The 12,958-nt window shown below is 63.2% G+C and carries 9 protein-coding genes; 3 read left to right on the top strand and 6 right to left on the bottom strand.

Annotation, left to right across the window (positions count from 1 at the left end; genetic code table 11):
• The first annotated feature begins 28 nt into the window (after positions 1 to 28).
• Together AC3WLY_RS11470 and AC3WLY_RS11465 are read left to right on the top strand one after the other, a co-directional pair.
• A complete protein-coding gene (locus AC3WLY_RS11470) occupies positions 29 to 1,714 on the top strand; it encodes a ShlB/FhaC/HecB family hemolysin secretion/activation protein (protein ID WP_175961553.1) in 1,686 nt (561 codons plus the stop codon).
• Between the two features lie 166 nt (positions 1,715 to 1,880).
• On the top strand, positions 1,881 to 2,342 hold the full coding sequence (locus tag AC3WLY_RS11465) for a DUF2147 domain-containing protein (protein WP_175961554.1): 462 nt from the start codon (positions 1,881 to 1,883) through the stop codon (positions 2,340 to 2,342).
• Positions 2,343 to 2,445: 103 nt separating this feature from the next.
• Here AC3WLY_RS11465 and AC3WLY_RS11460 read toward each other — a convergent pair whose 3' ends face one another.
• From AC3WLY_RS11460 to typA, 6 genes are all read right to left on the bottom strand, one after another.
• Positions 2,446 to 2,856, bottom strand: a complete 411-nt coding sequence (locus AC3WLY_RS11460) for a transposase (RefSeq protein WP_175961555.1) — start codon at positions 2,854 to 2,856, stop codon at positions 2,446 to 2,448.
• Between the two features lie 144 nt (positions 2,857 to 3,000).
• Positions 3,001 to 4,098, bottom strand: a complete 1,098-nt coding sequence (gene zapE, locus AC3WLY_RS11455; RefSeq protein WP_034184039.1) for a cell division protein ZapE — start codon at positions 4,096 to 4,098, stop codon at positions 3,001 to 3,003.
• Positions 4,099 to 4,195: 97 nt separating this feature from the next.
• On the bottom strand, positions 4,196 to 5,626 hold the full coding sequence (gene lpdA / locus AC3WLY_RS11450; protein ID WP_492310294.1) for a dihydrolipoyl dehydrogenase: 1,431 nt from the start codon (positions 5,624 to 5,626) through the stop codon (positions 4,196 to 4,198).
• An 81-nt stretch (positions 5,627 to 5,707) separates the two neighbouring features.
• On the bottom strand, positions 5,708 to 6,979 hold the full coding sequence (gene odhB, locus AC3WLY_RS11445) for a 2-oxoglutarate dehydrogenase complex dihydrolipoyllysine-residue succinyltransferase (protein ID WP_175961557.1): 1,272 nt from the start codon (positions 6,977 to 6,979) through the stop codon (positions 5,708 to 5,710).
• Positions 6,980 to 7,114: 135 nt separating this feature from the next.
• Positions 7,115 to 9,979, bottom strand: coding sequence for a 2-oxoglutarate dehydrogenase E1 component (locus AC3WLY_RS11440; RefSeq protein ID WP_072441703.1), 2,865 nt, complete (start codon positions 9,977 to 9,979; stop codon positions 7,115 to 7,117).
• Between the two features lie 319 nt (positions 9,980 to 10,298).
• On the bottom strand, positions 10,299 to 12,125 hold the full coding sequence (typA, locus tag AC3WLY_RS11435) for a translational GTPase TypA (protein WP_034184035.1): 1,827 nt from the start codon (positions 12,123 to 12,125) through the stop codon (positions 10,299 to 10,301).
• Positions 12,126 to 12,452: 327 nt separating this feature from the next.
• On the opposite strand from typA, the gene AC3WLY_RS11430 reads away from it, so the two are divergent.
• Positions 12,453 to 12,944: a MarR family winged helix-turn-helix transcriptional regulator gene (locus AC3WLY_RS11430; protein WP_492310293.1), complete on the top strand. Its 492-nt coding sequence runs from the start codon at positions 12,453 to 12,455 to the stop codon at positions 12,942 to 12,944.
• Positions 12,945 to 12,958 lie beyond the last annotated feature (14 nt).

Raw genomic sequence — 12,958 nt, 5'->3', positions numbered from 1 at the left:
TGAAAAGCAAGGCCAACGAGGAAGAACAATGAAATCCAGACTCGACAGATGGATGATGCTGCTCGCCATCGCGGCAGCAGGCACGGCACAAGCACAAACGCGCGTCGGAGGTAACCCGCTCGACTCCCTGCCCCAGATCAACGCACCGAAGACGGGCCCGAACGTCACCGTGCAGGTCGCGCCCCAGGCGCCGCAATTGCAGGAACTGCTGTCGCGACACCTGACGCCGACGACGTTCCAGGTCGAAGGCGTGAAGTCGGTACCGTTCGAGGAAATCTCGCGTCGCTTCACGCCCCTCGTCGGCAAGGACATCACGATCGGCGAGTTGATCGAAACCGCCAACGGCGTGACGAAGCTGTACCAGGATCGCGGCTACGCGCTGTCGTTCGCGTTCGTTCCCGCGCAGACGTTCGAGAACGGCGTCGTGCGAATCACGGTCGTCGAAGGCTATGTGTCGGACGTCAAGGTCACCGGCAAGCCCGGCGCAATGGAACCGAAGATTCGCGCGATCGCCGCGCATATCACTGCAGATCGCCCGCTGCGCCGCGCGACGTTCGAGCGCTACGTGAATACGTTCGGCCTGCTGCCCGGCCTCACGGTGAAAGCGAACGTGCCGCCGCCGCAAACCACCGACGGGGCCACGACACTCGAACTCGCGGTCGACCGCAAGCCGTTCAACGTCAGCACCGGTATCGACTTCAATCACCCGGGCGTCCAGGGTCTCATCACCGCGACCGAAAACGGCCTGACGTCGTTCGGCGAGCAACTGAGCATCTCCGCGCTGGCGCCGCCGGGGCGTGACAAGCAGACCTACTTCGCGTTCAGCGGCGCGGTACCCGTCGGCAGCAGCGGCCTGATCACGCGCCTCGACGCAAGCACCTATCGCGGCAAGCCGACTGACAACCCGGGTTTGCCGTCGACCGTCGAGCGGACCGTCAAGAACGAAAAACTCGGTCTTTCGGCATCCTACCCGTTGCTGCTGAACAACCAGCGCAGCCTGCTCGGCACCGTATCGGGTTATGCATCGCACAATGAAGACCGTTACCAGAACAAGATCACCGGCAACTCCATCGACACGCGCTCGCAGGTCCGCGTGCTGCAGATGCAGCTCGACTACACGAGCGTTTCGCCGAAACAGGTACGGAAGCTGAGCGTCAACGTCGCGAAGGGGTTCAACATCCTCGGCGCGTCGAAAGCGCAGGACGTGACCATCGGCACGACGACGACCTCGGTGGACAGCCCGATTTCGCTGACCTTCGTCCGCACCGGCGCGACCTTCACGCAAACGAACGAATGGCCGTTCCGGATCGGCACGTCGGTTTCGCTGACCGGGCAATACAGCCCCGACTCGCTGCCGACGTCCGAACAGATCTCGTTCGGATCGACCCGCTACGCGCTCGGCTACCAGCCAGGCGAAACGTCGGGCGACTCGGGCTGGGGGATGTCGCTCGAGGTCAACCGCGGCTTCTCGCCGGGCTGGACGTATATGAAATCCGTCACGCCGTACATCGCGTATGACATGGCGCGCGTGTACCTGCACGCGGGCACGCCGTCGCCGAACCGCATGTCGTCGGTCGGCATCGGCGTGCGGTTCACGGACAGCCGTTACTACAGTCTCGACCTGAACGTCGCAAAACCGATTGGCGACGCGCCGGTCGAAAGCGCGTCGCGCAGCCCGCGCATCAACGCCGCATTCTCGTATCAGCTCAACTGATTGGTCGGCAAACAGCTCGCGTCACGCGGGCTGTTTCGATTAGAGTCCCCTCTATAAAACGTGGCGCGTGGTTTCACGTATTCTGACGAAGCTCGCAACATGCCCGTCCCATGCAGACGGTCGTGCGGGCGAATCGAACACGACATGTAAAACAAGGAGGATGACAATGATTCAACTGACCCGCCCGTTGCGTGCAATCGCCGTCGCCGGCGCACTGCTCGCCTGCGCAGCACCCGCGTTCGCACAAGCCGACAACCCCGTCGGCATGTGGCAGACGATCGACGACAACACCCATCAGCCGAAGGCACTCGTGCAAATCGCCGAGGACGGCGACGGTTCGCTGTCGGGCAAGGTCGTCAAGGGCCTCGGCGCGAACGATACGCCCGATCGCCGCTGCACCGCCTGCACGGACGAGCGCAAGGATCAGCTCATCAAGGGCATGACGATCATCAAGGCGATGAAGAAGGAAGGCGACCACTGGGACGGGGGCAACATTCTCGACCCGGAAAACGGCAAGGTCTACAAGTGCAAGATGACGCTTGAAGATGGCGGCCAGAAGCTCGTCGTGCGCGGTTATATCGGCGTGTCGCTGCTCGGCCGTTCGCAGACCTGGGTACGCCAGCAATAATGCAGCACGCGCTGAAACGCGCGGCTCGATAAAAAAATCGGCCTGCGACAAAGTCGTCAGGCCGATTTTCTTTTGGTACGGGCGCAGAAGCAAATGACGGACATCACGCCGCGTGCTTCAACGTGTCCGATGTATAGCCGCCCGGCGCGCGACACGCGGGCGCGATGCTGCTACGCGCCTCCGCTGCTTTCGATTGCGTATGCTTGCGCATCCGTGCGGACAGTTCGTTACACAGACTCACGCCCGAATCGCCATAGAGCTCACGCATCACGCTTAACAACGTGCCCGTCTCGTGCCATACCTTGAAGCGGCGATGGCATGTCTGATACGAAGGGTAACGGCGCGGCATGGCGGACCACGTTGCGCCGCTGTAGATCACCCAGAGCACGCCATTCAGCACGGCACGCGTATTGGCTAACGGTCGGCCGCGCAACTCGGTGCGCGGCTGCATTTCGGGCAGAAGCGGCGCGACGCAGCGCCATTCGTGGTCGGTCAGATCGCGATACGGTGTCATGGACATCTCCAGCCTTGGTAACCATGACACAACGATATCGGCTCACCTCAACAATGAATATAAGACAAATCCGAAAATACCCCGAGATTGAACGGATTTGACCGGAATTGACGTTTGAATCGCGCCAATTACCGAGAATCGCAATCAGGTCAGCGAAGTATCGACGATACGGCGCGGCGTTTCAAGATACTCCTTCGACTGCATCTCGACGATACGCGAGACCGTGCGCGCGAATTCGTTCGCCATCGGGCCTTCGACGTACAACTGCTCCGCCGGCACCGCCGCGGACATCAGCAGCTTGACCTTGTGGTCGTACAGCACGTCGATCAGCCAGGTAAAGCGGCGCGCCTCGGACGCCATCCGCGGCGACATCTGCGGCACCTCGGACAGCACGATCGCGTGGAAGCGGCTCGCGAGTTCGAGATAGTCGTTCTGCGATCGCGGGCCGCCGCACAACGTCGCGAAGTCGAACCATACGACGCCGTCCGCCTTGCGCAGCGCCTTCAGCTCGCGCTTCTCGATATGCAGGATCGGGCTTTCGTCGGGTACCGCGGCGAGCTTCGCGAACGCATGGCGCAGTTCGCGATCGGCGTCGGCGCCAAGCGGCGTGTGATACATCTGCACCTGCGCGAGCGTGCGCTGACGATAGTCGACACCCGCGTCGACGTTGAGCACGTCGAGCTTTTCCTTGATCAGCGCGATCGCCGGCAGCATGCGGTCGCGATGCAGCCCGTCCGGATACAGGTCGTCGGGATCGTAGTTGGACGTCATCACGAACTGCACGCCGTTGTTGAACAGGCGATCGAGCAGACGGTACAGGATCATCGCGTCGGCAATGTCCGACACGTGGAACTCGTCGAAACAGATCAGCCGGTAACGCTTCGCAATGCGCCGCGCGAGTTCGTCGAGCGGATCGGCCTGCCCTTTCAGTTCCTCGAGCTCGCGGTGCACTTCGCGCATGAATTCGTGGAAGTGCAGGCGCGTCTTGCGCTGCACGGGTACGACTGCGTAGAAGCTGTCCATCAGGAAGCTCTTGCCGCGACCGACACCGCCCCACATGTAGACGCCGCGCGGCAGGTCCGGATGAATGATGAGCTTCTTGAATGCGTTCGAGCGGCGCGCCTTGTATTCGACCCACTCGTCGAAACAGCGCTGCAGGCGATCGACCGCGGCGCGCTGCGCGGGGTCGGACTGATATCCGCGCGTGGTCAGTTCGCGCGTGTAGTATTCGGTGACGTTCATCGGGCAAACCGGAAAGAACGAAGGCGAGCGGGAAACCCCGCCCGCCTTCGTCATGAGACGGCTGCGCCGGCCGAGGGCCGGCTGGCGCTTACCGCGCTCAGCTATTCAGCGAGCGCTTGTCGACGGCGAGCGCCGCTTCGCGCATCACTTCCGACATCGACGGGTGCGGATGGCAGATGCGGGCGATGTCTTCCGACGCCGCCTTGAACTCCATCGCCACCACGGCTTCCGCGATCAGGTCCGACGCGTTCGCGGCGATCACGTGCACGCCGAGCAGTTCGTCGGTCTTCGCGTCCGCGATCATCTTCACGAAACCGTCCGGCGCGTTCATGCCGAGCGCGCGGCCGTTGATCGAGAACGGGAACTTGCCCGTCTTGATCTCGCGACCTTCCGCCTTCAGTTGCTGCTCCGTCTGGCCGACCCACGCGATTTCCGGGTACGTGTAGATCACCCACGGAATGCAGTTGTAGTCGATGTGCGGCTTCTGGCCGTCGATCACTTCCGCGACCAGCACGCCTTCATCTTCCGCCTTGTGCGCAAGCATCGGGCCGCGCACCACGTCGCCGATCGCGTACACGTTCGGCACCGCCGTGCGGCAGTGGTCGTCGACGTCGATGAAGCCGCGCTCGTTCGCCTTCAGGCCGATTGCCTCGAGGCCGAGGTTGTCGGTGTTCGGCACGCGGCCGACCGACACGATCAGGCGGTCGGCGTCGAGCGTCTGCGGGTTGCCGTCCTTGTCCGTGTAGGCGATCGACACGCCGTCCGCGGTCGTCTTCACTTCGCCGATCTTCACGCCGAGCTGGATGTCGAGGCCCTGCTTCTTGAACAGCTTGGCCGCTTCCTTCGCGAGCGCTTCGTCGGCTGCGCCGAGGAATGCCGGCAGCGCTTCGAGCACCGTCACTTCGGCACCCAGGCGACGCCACACCGAGCCGAGTTCGAGGCCGATCACGCCTGCGCCGATCACGGCGAGCTTCTTCGGCACCGAGTCGAACGTCAGCGCGCCTTCGTTGTCCGACACGATCTTGTTGTCGACCGGGATGCCCGGCAGGTGACGCGCCTTCGAGCCCGTCGCGATGATCACGTTCTTCGCGGTGACGACTTCGGCTTCACCCTCGCCGCTCACTTCGATCTGCACACCGGCGTCGGTCTTGCCGGCGAACTTGCCATGGCCCTTCAGCCAGGTGATCTTGTTCTTCTTGAACAGGAACTCGATACCGGACGTCATCTTCTCGACGATCGCGTCCTTGCGGCCGAGCATCTTCGCGATGTCGAGCTTCACGCCTTCGACTTCGATGCCGTGATCGGCCAGGTGATGCGACGTGTTCTCGAACTCTTCCGACGACGCGAGCAGCGCCTTCGACGGGATGCAGCCCACGTTCAGGCAGGTGCCGCCGAGCTTCAGCGCGCCGGCCGGGTTCTTCCACTTTTCGATACAGGCAACGGTCTTGCCCAGCTGCGCGGCGCGGATCGCGGCGATGTAGCCGCCGGGGCCGGCGCCGATCACGACGACGTCAAATTCCTTGGACATGGAAATCCTTTCTACTTGTACGTCCGCACGGTCGCGCGTCTGCGCGCCCGTGCGGAGCGGGTCAATGCGGTGAAACTCGGCTTACAGGTCGAGCAGCAGGCGTGCCGGATCCTCGAGCGCATCCTTCATCGCGACGAGCGACAGCACGGCTTCGCGGCCGTCGATGATCCGGTGGTCGTACGACAGCGCGAGATAGTTGATCGGACGGATCACGATCTGGCCGTTTTCGACGACCGGACGCTCCTTCGTCGCGTGCACGCCGAGGATTGCCGATTGCGGCGGGTTGATGATCGGGGTCGACAGCATCGAGCCGAACACGCCGCCGTTCGAGATCGAGAACGTACCGCCCGTCATTTCCTCGATCGACAGCTTGCCGTCCTTCGCCTTCTGGCCGAATTCGGCGATCTTCTTCTCGATGTCGGCGAGGCTCAGTTGATCTGCATTGCGCAGGATCGGCACGACGAGGCCGCGCGGCGAGCCGACGGCGATACCGATGTCGAAGTAGCCGTGGTAGACGATGTCGTTACCGTCGATCGACGCGTTCACGAGCGGGAACTTCTTCAGCGCATGCACGGCCGCCTTCACGAAGAACGACATGAAGCCGAGCTTCACGCCATGTTCCTTCTCGAACTTGTCCTTGTACTTGTTGCGCAGTTCCATGACCGGAGCCATGTTGACTTCGTTGAACGTCGTCAGGATCGCGTTGGTCTGCTGCGATTCGAGCAAACGCTCGGCGATACGCGCACGCAGGCGCGACATCGGCACGCGCTGTTCCGGACGGTCGTTCAGCCAGGTCGTCGCCGACGCCGGCACCTTCACTTCCGGCAGCGACGGCTTCGCAGCGGCCTTGGCCGGTGCGGCGGCCGGAGCGGCCTTCGGTGCGCTGCCTGCTGCCAGCGCGTCGCCCTTCGTGACGCGGCCGTCGCGGCCCGAACCTGCGACGTCGCCTGCCGACAGGCCCTTCTCGGCCAGCAGCTTCGATGCGGCCGGCGATGCGGTGGCCGACGATGCCGTTGCGGCGACCGGCTGTGCTGCCGGTGCGGCCGCAGCAGGCGCTGCAGCAGGCTTGACTTCGGCGGCGCCCGCCGCTGCTTCGGCTGCACCTGCCTTCGCTTCTGTGTCGATCGTCGCGATCAGCTGATCGGCAACCACCGTGTCACCGTCGTTCTGCAGCACTTGCGCGAGCACGCCCGCGGCCGGCGCCGGCACTTCGAGCACGACCTTGTCGGTCTCGAGTTCGATCAGGATTTCGTCTTGCGCGACTGCTTCGCCCGGCTTCTTCTTCCACTGCAGCATGGTGGCTTCCGAAACCGACTCCGAAAGCTGGGGGACTTTGACTTCTACGATAGCCATGTGATTTTCCTGGATGCTTAATCTGGGGTGTGACGAGGTTCGTGCGATTCCTTCGGCCGGTGCGGCGCGCGACGCGCCAGGCAGGCCAAAGGAGACGGGAAAGCGCCGCGCGCCTTCCCGTTTCGCTTCCGTCGGTTATTTCGCGATCGATGCGCTCTTCAGGCGGCCGAAAGCACCTTCGATCAGGGCCTTCTGCTGCTCGTAGTGCTTCGCGTAGTAGCCAACCGCCGGCGAGGCCGAAGCCGGACGGCCGCTGTATGCCAGCTTCTGTCCTTCCTTCATGCCTTCCTTCAGATGGTGCTCGACGTAGAACCAGGGGCCCTGATTCTGCGGCTCGTCCTGCACCCAGACCACTTCAGTCGCGTTCTCGTACTTCTTCATTTCGGCTTCGAACTGCTTGTGCGCGAACGGATACAGCTGCTCGATACGGATGATCGCGACGTCGTTCGCCTTCGCTTCGCGGCGATGTGCGACGAGGTCGTAATACACGCGGCCCGAGCATGCCAGCACGCGCTTGACCTTCTTCGCGTCGATGCCGCCGTCGGTTTCGCCCAGCACCGGCTGGAACGAACCCTTCGCGAGTTCCGACAGGTCCGACACCGCTTCCTTGTGACGCAGCAGCGACTTCGGCGTGGCGACGATCAGCGGCTTGCGGAACAGGCGGATCATCTGGCGACGCAGCAGGTGGAAGATCTGCGCCGGCGTCGTCGGCTGGACGACCTGCATGTTGTGATCCGCGCACAGTTGCAGGAAACGCTCGATACGGGTCGACGAGTGTTCCGGACCCTGGCCTTCGTAGCCGTGCGGCAGCAGCATCGTGAGACCCGACACGCGGCCCCACTTCACTTCGCCCGACGAGATGAACTGGTCGATCACGACCTGCGCGCCGTTGACGAAGTCGCCGAACTGCGCTTCCCACAGCACGAGCGTGTTCGGCTCGGCGGTCGAGTAACCGTATTCGAAGCCCAGCACCGCTTCTTCCGACAGCACCGAGTCGATCACCGTGAACTTCGCCTGGCCTTCGGCGATGTTCTGCAGCGGCACGTACGTGCCGTCGTTCCAGCGCTCGCGGTTCTGGTCGTGCAGCACCGCGTGACGGTGCGTGAACGTGCCGCGGCCCGAGTCCTGGCCCGTCAGGCGCACCGAGTAGCCCGATGCGACGAGCGACGCGAACGCGAGGTGCTCGCCCATGCCCCAGTCGAGCGGCTGGTCGCCGCGCGCCATGTTGCGGCGGTCGTTGATCACGCGCTCGACGAGCGGGTGGACCTTGAAGTTTTCCGGGACCGTCGTGATGCGTTCGCCGAGGCGCTTCAGTTCCGCGAGCGGCACGGCCGTGTCGGCCGCATCCGTCCACTTGCGGTTCAGGAACGGAACCCAGTCGACCGCGTACTTGCTCTTGTAGTTCGACAGGACCGGGTCGACCGTGTGGTGACCGTCGTCCATCGCCTTGCGGTACGCCTTCACGTAGTTGTCGGCGTCTTCCGCGGTGATCACGCCCTGCTGCACGAGCTTCTCGGCGTACAGCGCACGGGTGCCCGGGTGCTGCGCGATCTTCTTGTACATCAGCGGCTGCGTGACGGCCGGCGTGTCCTGCTCGTTGTGACCCAGCTTGCGGAAGCAGACGATGTCGATCACGACATCCTTGTGGAACTGCATCCGGTAGTCGATCGCGATCTGCGTCGCGAGGATCACGGCTTCCGGATCGTCGCCGTTCACGTGCAGCACCGGCGCCTCGATCATCTTGACGACGTCGGTACAGTACAGCGTCGAGCGCGCGTCGCGCGGGTCGGACGTCGTGAAGCCGATCTGGTTGTTGATGACGATGTGCAGCGTGCCGTGCGTGCCGTAACCGCGCGTCTGCGCGAGGTTCAGCGTTTCCATCACGACGCCCTGGCCCGCGAAGGCCGCGTCGCCGTGGATCTGCACCGGCAGCACCTGCAGGCCGTCTTCGTCGCCGCGGCGGTCCATCCGCGCCTTCGCGGAACCTTCGACCACCGGGTTCACGATTTCGAGGTGCGACGGGTTGAATGCAAGCGACAGGTGGACCGGGCCGCCTTCCGTCGACACGTCCGACGAGAAGCCCTTGTGGTACTTCACGTCGCCGGCCGGCAGGTCGTCGACGTGCTTGCCTTCGAATTCGGCGAACAGGTCGGCCGGCATCTTGCCGAGCGTATTGACCAGCACGTTCAGGCGGCCACGGTGGGCCATGCCGATGATGATTTCCTGCACGCCGCGCTTGCCCGCATGCTGGACGACTTCGTCCATCGCCGCGATGAAACTTTCGCCGCCTTCGAGCGAGAAGCGCTTCTGGCCGACGTACTTGGTGTGCAGGTAACGCTCGAGGCCTTCAGCAGCCGTCAGGCGATTCAGGATGTGCTTCTTCTCGTCTGCCGAGAAGTTCGGCGTCGCGCGGGTCGACTCCAGGCGCTCCTGCCACCAGCGCTTCTGTTCCGGGTCGCTGATGTACATGTACTCGGCGCCGATCGTGCCGCAGTACGTGTCGCGCAGGCCCTTGACGATATCGCGCAGCGAAGCCTGGTCGAAACCGAAATACAGGTTGCTCGCGCTGTAGGTCTGGTCGAGGTCGCCTTCGGAGAAGTCGTAGAACGCGGGTTCGAGTTCGGGAATGGCGGGACGTTCGCGACGCTTCAGGGGATCCAGATTGGCCCATTGCGAGCCAAGGAAGCGATAGGCGCTGATGAGGGACTGGACGTGAACCTGCTTGCGCGCCGCAGCCAGATTGGTGCCGCTTTCGCGCGGGATGAAGGCATTGGCCTTCGCACGCTCGGCAAACGATTCGACGATCGGGAAATGCGCGACGTCATTGGCATTCGAACCGTCCGTTGCAGGCACATTCTGCAGCGCGTCGAAATACTCTCGCCAATTCTCCGGCACCGACGCCGGATTGTTGAGGTATGCATCGTACAGTTCTTCAACGTACGAAGCATTGCCGCCGAACAGATAGGAGTTCAGCTGAAACTGCTTCATTACATCTGACATTTTACGCTCACCTTTCTTCGAGCTTCTCGAGAAATAGCGGGTTACTCAACCTTCCGCGACACGGCCTGACCGTTTAGCGGATTGCGAATCAAGTCTTGCTTGGAAGGACCTAAAACTTGCGTGCGCGCAGCATATCACAGAACCGATACCGGAGTTCACGGCGAAATGTGCCCGAAAGCACCGCGCGACGGGGTTTTGCCGGATTGCCACGACCCGCGGGAACAGTGTTTTGCAGACAATTCGGTTGCGCGCCGCGCAGATGCAGAAAAGGCCGCCCGGAGGCAGCCTTTCTTGTGATGCACGGAAACGGTCGAAACGCTCAGTCGACCGCGCCTTCGCGGCTCGCGCGGCGACGCTCGTGCTCCTTCAGGAAGCGCTTGCGCAGGCGGATCGACTGCGGCGTCACCTCGACGAGTTCGTCGTCATCGATGAACTCGACCGCGTATTCGAGCGACATCTGGACCGGCGGAACGAGACGCACGGCTTCGTCGGTGCCCGACGCGCGCACGTTGGTCAGCTGCTTGCCCTTGATCGGGTTCACGACGAGGTCGTTGTCGCGGCTGTGGATGCCGATGATCATGCCCTCATACAGCGCGTCGCCCGGCTTCACGAACATGCGGCCGCGATCCTGCAGCTTCCACAGTGCGTACGCCACGGCCGCGCCGTCGTCCTGCGAGATCAGCACGCCGTTGCGGCGCTCGCCGACCGAGCCGTCCTTGACCGGTGCGTACGAGTCGAAGATATGGCTCATCAGGCCCGTGCCGCGCGTGAGCGTCAGGAATTCGCTCTGGAAGCCGATCAGGCCGCGCGCCGAGATCTTGTATTCCAGACGCGTGCGGCCACGACCGTCCGACGCCATGTCGAGCATCTCGCCCTTGCGGCGGCCGAGCTCTTCCATCACGCCACCCTGATGCTCGTCCTCGACGTCGACCGTCAGCAGTTCGTACGGCTCGTGCTTTGCGCCGTCGATTTCCTGCATCACGACGCGCGGACGCGACACGGCCAGCTCGTAGCCTTCGCGACGCATGTTCTCGACGAGAATCGTCAGGTGCAGTTCGCCGCGGCCCGACACTTCGAACACCGTTTCGTCGCCGGTGTCCTTCACGCGCAGCGCGACGTTGTGGTTCAGTTCCTTCATCAGGCGGTCGCGGATCTGGCGGCTCGTCACGAACTTGCCTTCGCGGCCCGCGAGCGGCGACGAGTTGACGAGGAAGTTCATCGTCAGCGTCGGCTCGTCGACGGTGATCATCGGCAGCGCTTCCGGCGTATCCACCGCGCAGATCGTCGCGCCGATACCGACATCTTCAATACCGTTGATCAGCACGATGTCGCCGGCTTCGGCCGAGTCGACCTGCACGCGCTCGAGACCCTTGAACGACAGCACCTGGTTGATCTTGCGGCTCAGCACGTCGCCTTCCGGGCCGAAACGCATCACGACCGGCTGGCCCGGCTTGATGCGGCCGCGCGTGATGCGGCCGACGCCGATCCGGCCGACGTACGTCGAATAGTCGAGCGACGTGATCTGAAGCTGCAGCGGCGCCTCCGGGTCGGCCGGGCGGACCGGCACGTGCGCGAGGATCGCCTCGAACAGCGGGCGCATGTCGCCTTCGCGCGTGGCCGGGTCGAGCGACGCATAGCCGTTCAGGCCCGATGCATAGACGATCGGGAAGTCGAGCTGCTCTTCCGTCGCGCCGAGCTTGTCGAACAGGTCGAACGTCTGGTTGATGACCCAATCGATCCGCGCGCCCGGGCGGTCGATCTTGTTGACGACGACGATCGGCTTCAGGCCGAGCGCGAGCGCCTTCTTCGTGACGAAGCGCGTCTGCGGCATCGGGCCCTCGACCGCGTCGACGAGCAGCAGCACCGAGTCGACCATCGACAGCACGCGCTCCACCTCGCCACCGAAGTCCGCGTGCCCCGGCGTGTCGACGATGTTGATGTGCGTGCCTTCGTACTCGACCGCGCAGTTCTTCGCGAGAATCGTGATCCCGCGCTCCTTTTCGATGTCGTTCGAATCCATCACCCGCTCCGCAATCTGCTGGTTCTCGCGGAAGGTGCCGGACTGGCGGAGCAGTTGGTCGACGAGCGTAGTCTTGCCGTGGTCGACGTGGGCGATGATGGCGATATTGCGAAGGGCGCGGGTCATAGAAACCTGGAAATCGTTTGAACGCGCAAACGCGCCCGCTCGTTTTTCACGGGCGCGCGCATTGCAGCTTGGAAAGCCTCAAATTATAGCACGTGCGCGTGTCGAAAGCTGGCTGGCACGTTGCAACGCAGCAAGCCGAGCCGGCCCTACCCCCTCTCGAACGCGCAGATCTGCCGAAGGCGCCGCCGCCAGCAGACCGAAAACCCTTGCCGTGATGAGGGATTCTTGCAACGCGGAGCACGCCCGTTGCAGTTCGATTAACATTTGCCGCGGCAAGCAATTGTACCTATAATACTGCCTAGTCAACTATTGCAGTTTCAGGGTTTTATGTCGGATTCTCCTACCCAACCGCCCGTTTCGCCGCTGTCTTCGTATCAGATGAACGACAGCGTCGGTTATCTGATGTCGCGCGTGAAATCGGTGATGACCAACCTCGTCACGCAACGCACGCAGGAAGAGCTCGGCATCACGGGCACGCAGGCGAGCATGCTGTTCATGATCGCGGTCGGCAAGTGCTCGACGGCCGCCGAGCTCGCTCGCGAATACGGGATCGACGCGAGCGCGGTCACGCGCCTGCTCGACCGGGTCGAGAAACGCGGCCTGCTGTCCCGCGTGCGCAGCATCGAGGATCGGCGCGTCGTGCGCCTCGAACTGACCGAGGAAGGCCGCGCGCTTGCCGAACGGCTGCCGCCCATTTTCCGCAGCGTGCTCGACCAGGTGCTGGACGGATTTACGCCGGAAGAAGTCGGGTTCCTGAAGAGCATGCTGCGCCGCATTCTCAGCAACTATTGCGAGACGGCCGGCGGCAGCATCACGTAATAGTTGCCATAACA

It is taken from the genome of Burkholderia sp. FW306-1C-G01B, from assembly GCF_058781685.1.
Note: the sequence above shows the minus strand (reverse complement) of the source record. Positions and strands in the feature narration are given on the sequence as shown.